The sequence below is a fragment of the Shewanella sp. 0m-6 genome, from assembly GCF_052977325.1.
On the sequence record NZ_JBRIMD010000038.1, the window covers coordinates 1 to 16,830 of the forward strand.

Sequence of the window (16,830 nt, forward strand, 5' to 3'; positions counted from 1 at the left end):
CCCCAGAACAGTAAAACCAAGGCCTCAACGGTATGCCAAAAATAAAAATGCCGTTCACCTTAAGTGAACGGCATTAGTCTTTTTTAAGGCGGTTTTTTTATGCCCATTTTTCGCCGCGAATTAAAGCGTCCGCAGGCTATTTCCTAAACACTATAACAACAACGACATGTGTACCCATTTTGCTGCTATGTTTACTAAATAGCTTCGTTAATATAGCAGTTGTTATGAAGTTGACAGCAGCCTGTGACAGAGTGGGAAGAACCAATAAGTTTTTCAAACGCAATTGTGAATGACGTCACATTGATAATGTCACATTTCTTTGATTTGCTGATACCCTTTATCAAACGACTGCATTAGGGAGCATCATGGATAAAATGTATCGAAAATATGGCATTACAAGCATCAAAGCCATTGAACATCTCGTATTAATCATTATCGCAATCGCCACCGTTGTGGCAATTGGCCAAGAAATTAAACACATCTTTGAGGTTGGTGCCGTAGCACTTGCCGACCTATTATTGTTGTTTATTTATCTCGAAGTATTGGCAATGGTGTCGCATTACGCTGAATCAGGTAAATTGCCCATCCGTATGCCATTGTATATTGCCATTGTTGCACTAGCCCGTTATCTAATCTTAGATATGAAGGCCATGGATGATTGGAGAATTGTGGGTATTGCCGTCGCCACATTAATACTTGCCGCAACGGTTATCATTATTCGATGGGGCCAGCTCAAATTGCCCTACCCACGTCGTAAAGAAGACGACTTATAATACACATGCCCGAAGCCACGCTTCGGGTATTCTTTCATCAAATGACTCGTTAACGTAACATTTAATCAGCAGTCAACGCTAATAGTACCTATCAGTATAAAAACACCCAACAACCGCTGCGGTTATCTTTTTAATCGCCGTCTATCTTGTATAGCATCCCCCTTTGTCTCACTGCATCTTAGTAATAATCACTTTAATTATCTCATTGTCCCCTTTAAGATGAGGCATAACTACGCGGTAAAGGATGAGCAGAAATGGAAAGCTATCGGGAAGAGAGACGCAACTCTGCACGGGTTGATATGGAAAACGAAAAAGTCGTTATTACACTGCAGAGCGACGTTACCGTTGTAACTAAGCCGTCCGAGGCAATTTGCATCGATTTATCTCGAAACGGTGCCCTACTTCAATGCCAGCAAGCGATGCCTACTGGTACATTAATCGCTATTACTTTTAATAACGATAAAGACAATGAAAATACCATTAAGGGTCAAGTATGCCGTTGTCAGCCTTTAGATAATGGCCATTTTCACGTTGCTTTGCAGTTATTTTAGCTCTATGGGTTGAAGAGTGCGCGTGGTGAAAGCAAAGCGTAAACCATTGTGACCGCACTCGAATAATCGGTATTACATACTAAAAAGCCTGCATAAGCAGGCTTTTTAGTATGTAATGTCTATTCAAAGCATAGAGCTAGTGATTACAAATCCTATCAGCAGCTGTTTCTATACCGTTTTCAGAATGAATAAACTTGCCCTTCTTCTCAAGAAAAGCAATTAATTCATCAGCATTCATCTCTTGAGCCGAGCATGTATGATAATGAACCTGCTCACCAAACTCTTTGTGCATAAGTGCTTTAAGCGCTTCTTTCGTTAATGATTGACCGTGAGCAAGCATTAGCTCCATTACTTGGTGACCATGAATAGATCCTGACATATTGCCTCTACATTAAGATGTATATATTAAGCACTTTATACGCTATCTGAGATAACAAAACTTTGACCTACTTTGCACTCACGCCATTACAACTAAATTTTTGTAGGAAAATAGGCTTAGTGCACATTATATTGAGTATTTGATTTTGCATAAACCGCGTAAACTAGCCCGCGGCAGGGACATCAATAATAACCCAGCCTCTGTAGCTAAAATCACATTACTATTTAAAGTGAGTCTTTCATGTCGCTAATTTTGTTACTTACACAACAGATGAGCCTGTATATGGTTATTGTCTACCTTGTGAGTAAAACGCCCTTATTTAAAGTCTTCACCGAAGCGGCGACTCGTTTACCTCACAAAGTCTATATCTACTTCATTTTCTCAGGCTTTTGCATCATGGCTACCTACTTTGGTGAGCAAACTAATGATGCTATTGCTAATACCCGAGCGATGGGTGCCGTGTTGGGTGGCTTACTCGGTGGGCCAGTAACAGGCTTTCTCGTTGGCCTCACTGGCGGCTTACACCGTTACAGTATGGGCGGTTTTACCGATTTAGCATGTGCCATATCAACTACACTAGAGGGTTTATCCGCGGGACTTTTTAGCTATTATTTACGCAAGATAGGCCATCAAGAATTAATCTACTCTCCATTAATGGTGTGCATCATTACGTTTGCCGCTGAAGTAATGCAGATGTTGGTTATTTTATCGGTAGCAAAGCCATTTGGTGATGCGTGGATACTGGTTGAACAAATTGCACTGCCAATGTTACTTATCAATTCAATTGGCGCGGCATTATTTATGAGTATTATCCGCGATCAAAAAGCCATGTACGACAAGATGTCATCGGTTTTTTCAACTCAATCTCTGCGCATTGCAGAACGAAGCGTAGGTATTCTATCGACTGGCTTTAATGAAGAAACCAGTAAACAAGTCGCACAGATAGTAAAACAGGAAACACAAGTTGGTGCAGTGGCGATTACCGATACCGATAAATTGCTAGCTTTTATCGGCATAGGCGATGACCATCATATCGCTGGCACCCCCATCTCTTCAAAAATGACTCAAGATGCCATTGAGCAAGACAGAGTTATGTTTGCAGATGGCGTCAACATGCCCTATTCATGTTCTATTTCCGGCAACTGCCAACTAGGTTCCTGCTTGGTGATCCCACTAAGATCTGATGCTAAAGTTATCGGCACGATCAAACTTTATGAGCCCAAGAACAAGCTATTTTTAAATATCAACCGAACCCTAGGCGAAGGCTTAGGACGACTATTATCAAACCAGATCCTTTATGGGCGCTTTGCTGCGCAGCAAAACCTATTAGTTCAGTCGGAACTAAAACTCTTACAAGCACAAGTTAATCCGCACTTTTTATTCAATGCATTAAATACCATCGCAGCCATCATTCGCCGCGATCCCGCTACGGCGCGCCAATTGATCCAAAATCTATCTCAGTTTTTACGGATCAATCTAAAGCGGACTACTGGGCTAATTAGTATCGCCGATGAACTTGAGCACATCGATTCGTACTTAACCATTGAGAAAGCGCGTTTTATCGATAAGCTGACAGTTAACATCGATATTCCAGAGCCTTTGCTCCATCACAAGCTCCCAGCTTTTACCCTACAGCCCATTATTGAGAATGCGGTAAAACATGGCACTTCAAACATGCTGGAGCCGGGTGTGATCACTGTAACAGGTGAGCGATTAGCTGATGACACCATCCTACTGTCAGTCACAGATAATGCAGGGCTTTATCAGCCAAAAACCAATAGCGAAGGTTTAGGCATGAATATTGTCGATAAACGTATTCAAAATATGTTTGGCGCACAGTTTGGTATTAACGCTCAGTTTGAGCCCAATAAATTCACAACTATCAGTATTCATTTACCGATAATAGGAGCATAAACCATGATTAGCTGCATCATAGTCGACGATGAACCCTATGCCAGAGATGAGCTGGCGATACTCCTTGAGAATGAACCAGACTTTGAAATATTAGCTCAATGTAGTAACGCCGTAGAGGCGATACAAGCCATAACCAAATTAAAGCCACAGCTGGTCTTCTTAGATATTCAAATGCCTAAAATATCTGGGCTTGAACTCGCAGCGATGCTCGACCCCGATGATCTTCCTAGAATCGTATTTGTAACGGCTTTTGATGAATATGCCATCACAGCCTTCGAAAAGCAGGCCTTTGATTACTTGTTAAAGCCGATTGATGATACTCGCTTTATTAATACCTTGGCACGATTACGTAAAGATCTGACACCAAAACAACTGAGCCCAATTGCCAGTGAGAAACTTGAGCATATTCCTTGTTTTTGCGGTAACAAATTAAAGGTCGTTGCAACAGATTCTGTGCAGTATATTTACAGCGATATGAGCGGAGTCCATGTTGCGACAGCCAATGAGCTTGTTCATACCCATATGACATTAAGAGTGTTAGCCGAAAAAACCTCATTACTCTACTGCCACAGACAGTATTTAATTGCCCCATCAGCCATTGCTGAAATCGAAATCCAAGAAGCTGGCGCTGAAGTCACTACACGCTCAGGCGCCAAAGTTCCTGTATCAAGGCGCTATTTAAAGCAGCTAAAACAACTATTTGGTTTTCAATAGGCCTTGAGATAAATAGCACTTCCGTACAATAGAGATAAAAAGTTCAACCGCTAAGGTCAGCATATTACCGCTAACCTTAGCTATTTGACCGCTTAGCCATTTGCCACTTTCTGAAGTCATAAATATGTTTACACTCCGAGCCATTCTACGTTGAGCGAGTTAATATTATGACCTGGTTTTTTCTGTGTGTCGGTCTGTTGATCGGTGGCTATTTTATTTATGGTGCATTTGTCGAAAAAGTGTTTGGCATCAATGCAAAGCGTCAAACCCCTGCGTTTACCAAGACTGACGGTGTTGATTATGTGCCTATGTCAAAAGGTAAAGTTTACCTTATTCAGTTACTCAATATTGCAGGTGTAGGCCCAATCTTTGGCCCTATCTTAGGTGCTCTTTATGGCCCCGCGGCAATGCTTTGGATTGTACTCGGTTGTATTTTTGCAGGTGCCGTACACGATTACTTTTCAGGTATGCTATCAGTTCGCAATAATGGTGAGTCAGTACCAAGCCTTGCCGGTAAATACCTAGGTAAAGGTGCTAAGCACTTTATGAACGTGTTTGCGATTATCTTACTACTTTTAGTTGGTGTGGTATTTATCTCAGCGCCTGCGGGACTTTTAGCTAAGCTGACAGGCTGGGATTTGAGTATTTTCGTTGGCATCATCTTCTTCTATTATTTAATCGCAACTATCGTTCCAGTAGACAAGATTATTGGTCGCTTATACCCGTTCTTTGGTGCGCTATTAGTGTTTATGTCTGTCGGCCTGACAATCGCATTAATCGTTTCAAGCGAACACAGCTTATTACCTGGCGTTGAAGTGGGTGACTTCCTAACTAACCTTAACCCGAACGATATGCCATTATGGCCTGCACTGTTTATTACCATCGCTTGTGGCGCTATTTCAGGTTTCCACGCAACGCAGTCACCGCTAATGGCGCGCTGTGTTGAAAACGAATCAAATGGCCGCTTCGTGTTTTTTGGCGCCATGATTGGTGAAGGTATTATCGCGCTGATCTGGTGTGCAATTGCATTATCATTCTTCGGGGGTGTTGAAGGTCTAAACGCTGGCATGGCGGGTAACCCTGCAAACGTGGTTTATGAAGCGTCAACTGGTCTTCTAGGCGCAGTAGGTGGATTCTTAGCAGTATTAGGCGTTATCGTATTACCGATTACCTCTGGTGACACAGCCTTCCGTAGCGCACGTCTGATCTTGGCTGAGTTTTTCAAGATGCCACAAACAGAACTGCCAAAGCGTTTAATGTTTGCTATCCCATTGTTTGCAGCTGGCGCTTTGCTGACTCAAGTCGACTTTGGTGTTATTTGGCGCTACTTCGGTGTAGCAAACCAAGCCACTGCCGTTATGATGTTATGGACAGCTTCAGCTTATCTACTTCGTCATAATAAATTCCACTGGATCTGTACTGCTCCAGCGATATTTATGACCACAGTTGTGATTAGCTTCTTACTAAGCTCGCCAACTCTAGGGGCAGGTCTTCCTATGACTATCTCGACTGTTGCAGGTATTGTATCAACCTTGATCATTGCCGGTTTGATTATTGTAAAAACCAAAGGCAAAGGTGAAATTGAGATTACAGCTGAAGAGGCCTAATCTGAATCGAATTTAAGCTATAGGTATAAAAAGCCAGTCAAGTGACTGGCTTTTTATACCTATAGCTTGGGGCACTCGATAACACTGAGACAGTATAAGTAAGCTTACTTATGGCCTTTTAGTAATTCAGGCTCAACTAGCACGCTGTTATCGTTATCAGAGATCCAAATTTGACCTTCACAAATATTAAACTGCAAAGACATATTACGCCCAACCAACTGCCCCATCGCTTTAACTGACTCTTCTGGAATATTCCAGACGGTTAAGTTGTCGTAACGCTCAAATGCCACTTCATTTTGTTTCCACCAGATCGGCACGCTACGACCACCATAAGTGATCAGTTGAACTTCTTTAGCGCGGCCGCAAGCTTTACGTAACCATTTTTCATCACTTTGCCCAAACTCAACCCATAGGTTGATTTCATCAGACAAAGACTTATCCCAAAGCTCAGGCTCATCATCAACGCACAGCCCTTTACTAAATGTCAGTGAGTCACTGGCATTCATGGCAAAAGCAAGCAATCTGACCATCATACGCTCATCGGTTTCTGACGGGTGCTGTGCAACAGTTAATTGATGATCTTGATAGTAGCCACGATCCATATCAGCGATTTGAATTGCGATTTTATATACGGTAGCTTTTTTGGCCATTGAAAGTGTTTCACAAAAGGATTTGCGCCAAGTTTACCTTAAATTAGTACTAGCGACACATCATCATGCCACTAATGTTCATTTCCCATTTAAATGGCTAACATAAGAACGCGAACAGTCTCAGCGAGCAAAGTCGGCTGAGACTGTTAGTAAACAAAGTTAAAAACTGCCAGGCTGTAAATACTTAGCGGCAGGAAATTGTTTAGCCAAATGGCGAATTTCATCAATATCGCCATAAACCAAACATGACTCACCTTTTGTCAATTGCAACGCGATTGATTCATCGTTAAACACATCACTCAAACTGGCGTCTCTTCTTAATAACTCATTAAGTTCAAACGGCAGTGCCTGTGTAGAATATGTCACTTCGATTTTTTGTAGATATGGCATGGCGCCAATAGGTAGCAGATGAGCTGGCGTACTGCTATCAATGAGTAATAACTCCCCTACTGTCGACTCCATGGAAAAACTTGTTTCGTAGTGACTTTCGGTTTTCGCATCAAAACGTGACCCATTGCGATTAAAAAACTGTTCCCAAAAAATGCGCCTTTGCTTAAAAACAGGCAACCGGTGTTGCACTTCTTGACGGCGCTCAGCAATAAAGTCAAATAGCGGCGTAATAGAGAGCGGCAGCCAAGACTCTAGCCGCGCCCTTAATTCTCTGGCATACACAGGCGCAGCGCCCGCCGTACTGATGGCGATTTGTAAGCGCCCTCGGTCGACGATTGAGGGGGTAATAAAACGACAAAACTTAGGGTTGTCGACAACATTAGCCCAGATCCCTTGCGCCTTAGCGATTTCAGCAAGGCGTTCGTTGAGCTCAGTATCGGCAGTACAAAGATAAACTAAATCACAGTCTGTAATGTCTGCATCATTAACGGCTCTAAGCGCAAGGCTAATGCGCTTACTCTGTGCATAATTTAACGTATCTTGACAGGCCTCGGTTGCAATGACGTTAATACTTGCTTCAGTTCGAGTCAGTAAATCAAGCTTACGGCTAGCAACGTCGCCAGCACCAACTATCAAAACTTTAAGCGATTGAGTATCGACAAATAGCGGAAAATATTGCATTTATGAGCAGCACCTTTAGATAGTTTACAACTGATTTTTTTTACAACTTAATTAGTCGTGTTCTATCGGCAATTGTCGCTCAAGCCAAGCTTTATAACCACCCGCTAACGATACCACTTTCGAATAACCCATAACTTGAAGGTTGTTCGCGGCTAACGCCGAGCGGTAGCCACCACCACAATATAATACCAGTGGCGTTTGCTTATCGGGAAAACGCGTTTCAATATCTCTCTCGATAATCCCACGCCCTAGATGCTGCGAATTAGGTAACCGCCCTTGTTGCCACTCTGAGTCTTCTCGAACATCAAGTAACACCCAGCCAGCCATCGATTGGTATTGCTCAACGCTCACTTCGGTAATGTGGGGTAAAATACTTTGCACTAAGGCTAAGAATGCCGGATTATGTTTCATTAACTGTATTTCTCACTGCGTTCGGCGCTGCAATTCCAGCAGAGTTCGAAACTTGATTCATTAATTTCATGACAATTGACACATTTCCATGTTGGACATTGTGCATTGAGTGAGGCCATTTGAGCCTTAGCATTTTCATACTGACTCTGTGCAACCCACAGCTCAACATTTTGAATGCCCGTTGGTAATTCGCCAACACCACCCAATAGCGCTTCTCCTTTTAACTCAACTTGTATACCACTCGATTCGAGCATACCTTTCCAAGTATGAGCCTCAAGCAGGTTCCCTGCTGCAACTAAACGTGTTTGCTCTTCCATGTTATTTCCTACAACTATTGCTCTATTTGGCAAATTTAAGGTTAAGACGCTATAAGTGCTATTTATAAAATAGGTTTACATGCTAACGCTAAATCATCAGGCCTGTCGAGCGCTGCTTTTTCGAACAGCAGAAAATACTTAACTAAACGTTATTGCGTGGTTTTTCACGCTACCAATGTCTTATGAAAATCGTACTAAATATGCTATTGGTATTATAAATATGACATAAAAAAAGCCACCTAACTGGTGGCTTCTTCACAGACGTAAAGATTAAGGCATCAATGCGTCTTGATCAGCACCTTCTTTTTCGATTTCAACAGGCATCATGTGTTCACGATTAATGCCTAGCTTGATCGCTAAGAAGCTCGCCACGTAGATTGACGAGAATGTACCGACGAAAATACCCATCAGCAATGCAGTTGCGAAGCCATGGATCATAGTACCGCCTTTAAGAAACAGCGCTACAACCACAACTAATGTTGTACCCGTTGTAATAATGGTACGACTCATTGTTTGAGTGATTGAGATATTAACCACTTCTTCTGGCGTACTTTTACGCAGCTTGAGGAAGTTCTCACGAATACGGTCAAATACCACAATCGTATCGTTCAGAGAGTAACCCACAACCGTTAGCAAGCCCGCTAATACTGTTAAGTCAAATTCCAACTGAAGTATAGAGAACACACCTAAAGTGACAATAACATCGTGCGCAAGTGCCGCTACCGAGCCAAGTGCTAAACGCCACTCGAATCGGAAAGAAACGTAAATAAGAATACATATCAAGGCAACTAAAACCGCTAGGCCGCCCTGTTCTGCAAGCTCTTTACCCACTTGAGGACCTACAAACTCAACGCGCTTTTGAATAACAGAGGGATCCAGTTGAGTCACTGCATCCATTACGTCATTAACTTGATCTTCGCTCTTAAAGTCGTCTTTTACAGGGAGGCGAATAAGTATGTCTCGGCTAGAACCAAAGTTCTGCACCACTGCGCCGCCCACGGCTTCACTAGAAAGATTAGTACGAATCGCATTTAAATCAGCTGGCTTAGAAAACTCAAGCTCAACAACGGTACCACCGGTGAAATCAAGACCCCAGTTAATACCTTTTGTCGCTAAGGTCGCAAGCGAACCTAGCACTAATACAGCAGAGAAAATACTGATAGGAAGTGCATGGCGTAAAAAGTTGACTGTGCCTTTAACATTTAAAATCTGTAACATTATCAACTTCCCCTTAAATAGACAGTTTCTTCACGCGTTTACCACCCCAGATCGCGTTCACAATTGAACGAGTACCCACGATAGAAGTAAACATAGAAGTGGCGATACCGATCATTAGGGTCACCGCGAAGCCTTTCACTGCACCTGTACCCACAGCAAATAAGATAAGTGCTGTCATAAAGGTAGTAATGTTAGCATCAGCAATGGTAGAGAATGCGTTGCCGTATCCTTCATGAATCGCTTGCTGGACGCTACGGCCGTTACGTAGTTCTTCACGAATACGCTCGTAAATAAGTACGTTACCGTCAACCGCCATACCAACGGTTAATACCATACCGGCAATACCAGGCAGTGTTAGCACTGCACCAGGGATCATTGACATAACACCAACGACCATCACTAAGTTAGCCGTCAATGCTAAGTTAGCAATTAAGCCAAAGCCACGGTAGTAAACCAACATGAAGATAAGCACTACTGCCATACCCCAGATCATGGCTTGCATACCATTTTCGATATTTTCCTTACCCAAGCTTGGACCAATTGTACGTTCTTCAACGATATAAACAGGGGCAATAAGTGCGCCAGCACGTAGCAATAGCGCTAAGTTCTGTGCTTCTGCATGCTCTAGACCTGTGATAACGAAGTTACGACCAAGACGTGCTTGAATAGTAGCGACCGAAATGACTTCCTCAATCTTCTTCATCTTAACGCTACCATCGGCATTCTTTTCACCGGTATCTTTATACTCGATAAATAGCGTTGCCATCGGCTTACCGATGTTATCTTTGGTCACGTTTGAGAAAATTGAACCGCCTTTAGCATCTAAATTAATAGCAACTTGTGGGCGGCTGTACTCGTCAAAGCTTGGTTGTGCACCTTGAATATGATCACCGGTCAACATAACCGCTTTCTTCAATACCACTGGACCGCCGCTGCGGCGCTGATAAAGCTCAGAACCTGCAGGTACTCGGCCGCTCATAGCAGCTTGAACGTCAGCTTTTTCATCAACCATGTGGAATTCAATCGATGCTGTCGCGCTCAAAATCTCTTTTGCACGCGCAGTATCTTGAACACCGGGTAACTCAACAATAATTCGTTCAGCACCTTGACGCTGCACAACAGGTTCAGCTACACCCAACTCATTGACACGGTTACGCAGTGTAGTGATGTTTTGCTGCAGTGCTTCTTCTTTAACTTGCTTTAAATAAGCTTCACTTGGATTTGCAACAAGGACATAGTCATCATTGACAGTCTTGTCTTGGAAGACCATGTCATTGCTGCGAGACTTTAGAAAGCGCTCAGCTTTAGCTAATGTCTCTGCATCGCGGAACTTAATCTCGATGCCTTTGGCGCCATCACGAATACCCGCGTAGCGAATTTTCTCAGCTCGTAAATCAGTTCTGAAGTCTGCAACTTTGGCTTCGGTCATCTTACGAATCGCTTCACCCATATCCACTTCCATTAAAAAGTGAACACCACCGCGCAGATCCAGACCTAGTTTCATAGGCGAACCGCCCATAGCTTCTAACCACTCAGGTGTAGCTGGAGCTAGGTTTAAGGCTACGGTGAACTTGTCGCCTAGTGCATCGCTAATCGCTTCTTTAGCAATTAATTGCTCTTCACCATTATTGACGCGTACTAACAACTGACCATTTTCAAGCTCAGAACGCTTAACAGCGATTCCTTTGCTCTTTAATACATCATTTACTGTCGACATAGTCGACGCTGAGACCTCAGCCCCTCGGGTTGCAACCACTTGAACAGCATGGTCTTCACCGTAAAGGTTTGGGATCGCATAGAATGCACCGATGGCGATAATGACTATCACCATCAGGTTTTTCCACATCGGGTATTTATTCAACACGCCATTGCCCTCTTGGCTTAAAGTGACTTAATAGAGCCTTTTGGCAATACGGCCGCAATATAATCCTTCTTAATCGTGATTTCGCTGGTTTCGTTGATAGTCAACAAAACGTAATCGTTTTCATCACTGATCTTAGCGATCTTACCTAAAATACCACCGCTGGTTAGCACTTCATCACCTTTGCTCAACGAGCTCATTAGGTTCTTGTGCTCTTTAACACGCTTTGACTGTGGACGGAAAATCATGAAGTAAAAAATCAGGCCGAAAATGACCAACATGAAAATCAATTCCATTGTGCCACCAGCGCCGCCAACAGGTGCATCAGCTGCATATGCGTTTGAAATAAACATAGTATTCTCTTCTTATTGTCTGAGTAAAAATTAATCGGATAATTCAGGAACTTCAGGTACTTCTCGACCTTGGCTGGTATAGAATTCCGTAACAAAGGCGTCTAATGTACCTGTCTCGATAGCGCCACGCAAACCTTCCATCAATCTTTGGTAATAGCGAAGGTTATGAATGGTGTTTAATCGAGCACCCAAAATTTCATTACAACGATCTAAGTGGTAAAGGTATGCCCGAGAATAATTCTTACAGGTATAACAATCACACTTATCATCGAGTGGTGAAGTGTCATCACGATGACGTGCATTACGGATCTTAATAACCCCTTCACTGGTAAACAGATGACCATTTCGAGCATTTCGCGTTGGCATAACACAATCGAACATGTCTACACCGCGGCGTACGCCTTCAACTAAATCTTCTGGTTTACCGACCCCCATCAAGTAGCGAGGCTTATCAGCTGGAATTTTTGGACAAACATGCTCAAGAATACGGTGCATGTCTTCCTTAGGCTCGCCAACTGCTAAGCCACCAACAGCGTATCCATCAAAACCAATATCGACTAAGCCGTTTAAGCTTTCGTCACGCAGGTCTTCATACACACCGCCTTGAATAATACCGAACAAAGAGTTCGGGTTTTCAAGTCTGTCAAACTCATCGCGTGAACGCTGCGCCCAACGAAGTGACATCTGCATCGATTTACGCGCTTCGTCCTCTGTTGCTGGGTACGGGGTACATTCGTCAAAAATCATTACCACATCACTGCCTAATGAGTCTTGAATTTGCATCGACTTTTCTGGATCTAAGAAAATCTTTTCACCATTAATTGGTGAACGGAAATGCACGCCTTCTTCTGTGATCTTACGGATATCACCCAAGCTAAATACTTGGAATCCGCCAGAGTCAGTCAGAATAGGACGTTGCCAGTTCATGAAGTCGTGAAGATCGCCATGCTTACGCATGATCTCTTCACCTGGACGTAGCCAAAGATGGAATGTATTACCTAGTAGAATGTCTGCGCCAGTCTCACGCACTTCTTCAGGAGTCATGCCCTTCACAGTGCCATAAGTACCAACAGGCATGAATGCAGGCGTTTCAACCGTACCGCGTTCAAAAATCAAGCGACCACGACGCGCGCGGCCTTGAGTTGTATCTAATTCAAATTTCATTTTTCACCTCGCCAGATAAACAGTCTGACCTGAGTTAACTCAAGTATTGAGTCTAAGACTATGACAAACATAAGGGCAAACAATTCAGTATCAACCCTAAAATGCCAAAATATGCATTAAATCTGCAGATAAAAAAATACCCACTTCATTAATATGAACTGGGTATTTTAAAGCAATTTGGATAATTAGTTCGCTTTTTTGGTCACAAACATGGCGTCACCATAGCTAAAGAAGCGGTATTTTTGAGCAATCGCGTGTTGATAGGCGTTTTTTACCTCATCAAAGCCGGCAAAAGCACTCAGTAACATAATCAGTGTCGACTCTGGCAGGTGAAAGTTTGTCACCATCGCATCGACCACTTGGAACTGGTATCCAGGGTAGATAAAGATATCGGTGTCGCCACTAAATGGCTGTAACTCGCCTTGAGAAGCCTTCGCTGCACTTTCAAGTGAGCGCACCGATGTTGTACCCACTGCAATTATACGATTGCCACGCGCTTTCGTTTCAGCAATTAAGTCCACTACGTTCTGCGGCACTTCTGCCCATTCAGAATGCATTTTATGGTCAAGGATATTATCTACGCGCACAGGCTGGAAAGTACCCGCGCCAACATGCAAAGTAACAAACGCAGTATTGACGCCTTTGTCTTTTAACTTGGCCAGCATTGCATCGTCAAAATGTAACCCCGCAGTTGGAGCCGCAACGGCGCCCGGATTTTGATTATAAACGGTTTGATAACGCTCTTTATCCGCGTCTTCATCAGGTCTATCGATATAAGGCGGCAACGGCATGTGTCCGACTTCTTCGAGCACTTCTAAAATCGTTTTATCGCTTTGTAACTCGAGTTCGAATAAGGCGTCATGTCTTGCGACCATGATCATTTCGTATCCACCATCTAGGCAGATAATCGAATCTACTTTAGGTGACTTAGAGCAGCGAACATGGGCTAACACTCGCTTATCATCGAGCATACGCTCAACTAAGATCTCGAGTTTTCCACCAGATTGCTTTTGACCAAACATACGTGCAGGGATCACTCGAGTATTATTAAAGACCATTAAGTCGCCAGAGCTGACTTGATCTAAAATATCGGTGAACTGTAGATCGGCTAGCTCGCCGCGATTACCATCAAGTGACAATAACCGGGACGCTGTTCGTTCGGCCGTAGGGTAACGGGCAATTAACTCGTCAGGGAGTTCAAAAGAAAAATCTGCAACGCGCATGGAAAGTCTCAACTGTGTCTAAATCGGCCGCTAGTCTATGGCCAGAGCAAAAGAAGATCAACAATCCGACCTCAAAAAACCGTCAATATGCGCGTTTACAGAAGTAAAGTTTGATTTTTAATTGAATGATTTTAGTTTACTCGGCTGCTCTTTAGTCACATCAGCCGACGATTTCACGTCAAAATCTTCAATTCGATAACTGTGCTGTGCATAAGGAATATCAATTTTGACTTTTTTACGTCTAACTTGATCATTCTTCACAAGCTTTTGGGTTAACCAGTTCCACATCATCCTTGATCCTCAAACCGTTTAATTGATGGGTATATAACATTAAAATGATGCGCATCCTTTAAAGAACACCTAAATCTCGCGTTTATATGTAAACTTATCGAGAAAGGATTTCCTTAGCATCACCGCGCATGATAACGTGAAGTATGCGTATTACCAAGTATAAAATATGAACTTCCTTGCACACCTGCACTTAGCAGATAATAGCCAAACCTCATTGGCTGCCAATATTGCCGGAGATTTTGCTAAAGGCAGCATTGAGCACTTCCCAAAACATCTTCAACAAGGGATATGGCTACACCGCCAAATTGATCAGCTAACCGATAGCCACGAAATCACTAAAGAGTTGCTATCGCTATTTCCTAAATCGTTAACCCGTGCTGCACCTATCCTTATCGATCTAAGTTTTGACCATATGCTGGCTAAATACTGGGACGAATACCATCATCAAAGCCTCGAAGAATTTGCAGTTAAAGCTTATAAAGACATTGATGAATGTCGTGATTTACCCGAGCAGCTCGTTGCTATTGCCCCAAAGATCCGTTCCGAGAACTGGCTCGTCGCCTATCAGACTCGTAACGGCCTAAATCAAACTATCAGCTCAGTGGCTAAACGCGTTTCCAAACCTGAAATTTTTAACGGTGCCCTAGACAGTGTTAAAAAGCTCGACACCGAAATTGAAATCGCTTTTCGCACCTTTTACCCACAATTGATGGCCTATAGCCGTCTGTGGACTCGTAATACCCCGCCTGAGTATTTATAAAAACACGCTAAGTACTCCATACTTATAGGCTAAGCCGATATCATTACATTCGGGTGCAATGGCACTCGAATGTATGCCCCCTTCCTATCCAATCCTGATTAATAAATCATATTAAGCCGATGCTTCAGCTGAACAAATTTGCTAGAATTGCGCCGCAATAGGAGAACTCATGCAAATTTTTAGCTATCAGCCCCCCAGTATTCCTTGGTTAGATATCCGCTATATCGACCGAGATATTATTGTTATCAATAAGCCATCAGGCTTACTTTCTAATCCTGGGATCGCTGAATACACCCACGATTGTGCACTCACTCGACTGCAACAGCGCTTTAAAGACGCCATATTGGTGCATCGTTTGGACTGTGCAACATCAGGTATCATGGTATTTGCACGTAATAAAAAAGCAGAGTCGAGCCTTAAAACCCAATTTCAAAATAGACAAACTCAAAAAACCTATATAGCAGAAGTTGATGGCGTACTAAACCTGCAAAGCGGTGTGATTGATCTTGCTATCGCAGCAGATAAACTCAACCCGCCTAAACAGATTCTCAGTGCTTCGGGTAAATCTGCTATTACCCATTACAAACTGCTGGCTCAAAAGACTGCAAGTAGTTTAGTTGAGCTAAAACCCGTCACAGGTAGAACCCATCAATTACGTGTGCATATGCTCGCACTTGGGCATGCCATTTTAGGGGATGATTTCTATGGTGATGAGCACGTCATCAAAGCAGCAAAGAGACTCCAGCTACACGCACAAAGCTTAAGCTTTACTCACCCTTACTCAGGTAAATCTATGCTATTTAGCAGTGCGCATCCTTTCTCTACCGCGGTAAATTAGTGAGTAAAAGAATCACCTTCTGAGGTAGATTTCAGGAGAGAGGTTTCAGGCTGAAAACTAAAAAGGGGCTTATGCCCCTTTTTGATTTTATTAAACTGCCCGGACCAAAAAGCTGCAGTGTTAACTCTATACCGCTTCTAAATTAACTTTAGCCGTGTAATAACAGTTGCTTGAATTACAAAATTTAAGGTCTTTACCTTCAGTAAACATGAAATATTCACCAAAAATATTGCCGCCCTTATCTTCAAGTTTGATGCCTTCTTCAGTTTGTTCTGAGGTCATTTCATCTAAACTGTGGCAACCATCAAGATACCAAGTCTCTAGGTAATACCTACCCGACTGCTTATAAAGGGTTATATTGTCTCCTAGCAAAGGCCTTTCATCTATCCAACGGCCAACAACCTCACGAGTATTGAGTTCATCCTCTCGCCAAGATAAACGTTTACGCTTCTCAACTACCGACATTTCCATCTCTTTGAGTTTTGCCTCTTTCTCAATTTGAATAACTTCATCTGTCTTATTGCGTACAAGAGTCATCTGCTAGTTTTCTCCCTTAAAAAGCATTTGTAATATTTTTGTTTACTAAATCAAGTATAAACAAAGAAAGCAATCACAAGGTTACTGCTACCTTTTAACATAAAGTGTATCGCACTAAAAAATTAAAAACGCGATATAAATCACTTTCTATGCATTACTTTAGTAAATACGCATAAAAAGACAAGCACAAATGACCCC

The 16,830-nt window shown here is 42.8% G+C and carries 19 protein-coding genes; 7 read left to right on the top strand and 12 right to left on the bottom strand.

Annotation, left to right across the window (positions count from 1 at the left end; genetic code table 11):
• Positions 1-365 precede the first annotated feature (365 nt).
• Entirely contained in the window at positions 366-773 is a 408-nt protein-coding gene (locus tag ACVBJC_RS18835; protein WP_447162462.1) for a phosphate-starvation-inducible protein PsiE, read from the top strand.
• Positions 774-1,027: 254 nt separating this feature from the next.
• Positions 1,028-1,324 (top strand): PilZ domain-containing protein, encoded by a 297-nt coding sequence (locus ACVBJC_RS18840; RefSeq protein ID WP_447162463.1) that lies wholly within the window; start codon positions 1,028-1,030, stop codon positions 1,322-1,324.
• A gap of 136 nt (positions 1,325-1,460) precedes the next feature.
• Here the strand turns inward: ACVBJC_RS18840 and ACVBJC_RS18845 are convergent, their stop codons facing one another.
• Positions 1,461-1,703: a YecH family metal-binding protein gene (locus ACVBJC_RS18845; RefSeq protein WP_447162464.1), complete on the bottom strand. Its 243-nt coding sequence runs from the start codon at positions 1,701-1,703 to the stop codon at positions 1,461-1,463.
• A gap of 240 nt (positions 1,704-1,943) precedes the next feature.
• Here ACVBJC_RS18845 and ACVBJC_RS18850 point away from each other — a divergent pair, with 240 nt between their 5' ends.
• The 3 genes from ACVBJC_RS18850 to ACVBJC_RS18860 all read left to right on the top strand — a co-directional run bounded on the left by ACVBJC_RS18850 (position 1,944) and on the right by ACVBJC_RS18860 (position 5,938).
• The gene (locus ACVBJC_RS18850; RefSeq protein ID WP_447162465.1) at positions 1,944-3,617 is read left to right on the top strand and encodes a LytS/YhcK type 5TM receptor domain-containing protein; all 1,674 of its coding nucleotides are present in this window, start codon (positions 1,944-1,946) and stop codon (positions 3,615-3,617) included.
• 3 nt (positions 3,618-3,620) lie between these two features.
• A complete protein-coding gene (btsR, locus tag ACVBJC_RS18855) occupies positions 3,621-4,331 on the top strand; it encodes a two-component system response regulator BtsR (RefSeq protein WP_447162466.1) in 711 nt (236 codons plus the stop codon).
• Between the two features lie 167 nt (positions 4,332-4,498).
• Positions 4,499-5,938 (top strand): carbon starvation CstA family protein, encoded by a 1,440-nt coding sequence (locus ACVBJC_RS18860; RefSeq protein ID WP_447162467.1) that lies wholly within the window; start codon positions 4,499-4,501, stop codon positions 5,936-5,938.
• A 104-nt stretch (positions 5,939-6,042) separates the two neighbouring features.
• On the opposite strand, the gene ACVBJC_RS18865 is transcribed toward ACVBJC_RS18860, so the two are convergent.
• From ACVBJC_RS18865 to ACVBJC_RS18910, 10 genes are all read right to left on the bottom strand, one after another.
• Entirely contained in the window at positions 6,043-6,588 is a 546-nt protein-coding gene (locus tag ACVBJC_RS18865; protein ID WP_447162468.1) for a YaeQ family protein, read from the bottom strand.
• A 159-nt stretch (positions 6,589-6,747) separates the two neighbouring features.
• On the bottom strand, positions 6,748-7,659 hold the full coding sequence (locus tag ACVBJC_RS18870; protein ID WP_447162469.1) for a precorrin-2 dehydrogenase/sirohydrochlorin ferrochelatase family protein: 912 nt from the start codon (positions 7,657-7,659) through the stop codon (positions 6,748-6,750).
• Positions 7,660-7,710: 51 nt separating this feature from the next.
• Complete coding sequence (locus tag ACVBJC_RS18875; RefSeq protein ID WP_447162470.1) at positions 7,711-8,070, bottom strand: rhodanese-like domain-containing protein; 360 nt, start codon at positions 8,068-8,070, stop codon at positions 7,711-7,713.
• Positions 8,070-8,387, bottom strand: a complete 318-nt coding sequence (locus ACVBJC_RS18880; protein WP_447162471.1) for a putative signal transducing protein — start codon at positions 8,385-8,387, stop codon at positions 8,070-8,072. Before ACVBJC_RS18880 ends, ACVBJC_RS18875 begins: the two co-directional genes overlap by 1 nt.
• A 270-nt stretch (positions 8,388-8,657) precedes the next feature.
• Positions 8,658-9,605 carry a protein translocase subunit SecF gene (gene secF / locus ACVBJC_RS18885; protein WP_447162472.1) on the bottom strand — a complete coding sequence of 316 codons (948 nt, stop codon included), beginning with the start codon at positions 9,603-9,605 and terminating at the stop codon, positions 8,658-8,660.
• Positions 9,606-9,618: 13 nt separating this feature from the next.
• Positions 9,619-11,469, bottom strand: a complete 1,851-nt coding sequence (gene secD, locus ACVBJC_RS18890) for a protein translocase subunit SecD (RefSeq protein WP_447162473.1) — start codon at positions 11,467-11,469, stop codon at positions 9,619-9,621.
• Between the two features lie 17 nt (positions 11,470-11,486).
• A complete protein-coding gene (gene yajC / locus ACVBJC_RS18895; protein ID WP_012154722.1) occupies positions 11,487-11,819 on the bottom strand; it encodes a preprotein translocase subunit YajC in 333 nt (110 codons plus the stop codon).
• 30 nt (positions 11,820-11,849) lie between these two features.
• The gene (gene tgt, locus ACVBJC_RS18900) at positions 11,850-12,983 is read right to left on the bottom strand and encodes a tRNA guanosine(34) transglycosylase Tgt (protein ID WP_012154721.1); all 1,134 of its coding nucleotides are present in this window, start codon (positions 12,981-12,983) and stop codon (positions 11,850-11,852) included.
• Positions 12,984-13,168: 185 nt separating this feature from the next.
• Positions 13,169-14,206, bottom strand: coding sequence for a tRNA preQ1(34) S-adenosylmethionine ribosyltransferase-isomerase QueA (queA, locus tag ACVBJC_RS18905; protein WP_447162474.1), 1,038 nt, complete (start codon positions 14,204-14,206; stop codon positions 13,169-13,171).
• 117 nt (positions 14,207-14,323) lie between these two features.
• Positions 14,324-14,497 (bottom strand): hypothetical protein, encoded by a 174-nt coding sequence (locus ACVBJC_RS18910; RefSeq protein WP_447162475.1) that lies wholly within the window; start codon positions 14,495-14,497, stop codon positions 14,324-14,326.
• A gap of 166 nt (positions 14,498-14,663) precedes the next feature.
• Between ACVBJC_RS18910 and ACVBJC_RS18915 the strand changes: the two genes are divergently transcribed.
• Both ACVBJC_RS18915 and ACVBJC_RS18920 read left to right on the top strand, forming a co-directional pair.
• Positions 14,664-15,257, top strand: coding sequence for an acyl carrier protein phosphodiesterase (locus tag ACVBJC_RS18915; protein WP_447162476.1), 594 nt, complete (start codon positions 14,664-14,666; stop codon positions 15,255-15,257).
• Positions 15,258-15,426: 169 nt separating this feature from the next.
• Positions 15,427-16,095 carry an RluA family pseudouridine synthase gene (locus ACVBJC_RS18920; RefSeq protein ID WP_447162477.1) on the top strand — a complete coding sequence of 223 codons (669 nt, stop codon included), beginning with the start codon at positions 15,427-15,429 and terminating at the stop codon, positions 16,093-16,095.
• 126 nt (positions 16,096-16,221) lie between these two features.
• Here the strand turns inward: ACVBJC_RS18920 and ACVBJC_RS18925 are convergent, their stop codons facing one another.
• Entirely contained in the window at positions 16,222-16,632 is a 411-nt protein-coding gene (locus tag ACVBJC_RS18925) for a hypothetical protein (RefSeq protein WP_447162478.1), read from the bottom strand.
• Positions 16,633-16,830: the final 198 nt, after the last annotated feature.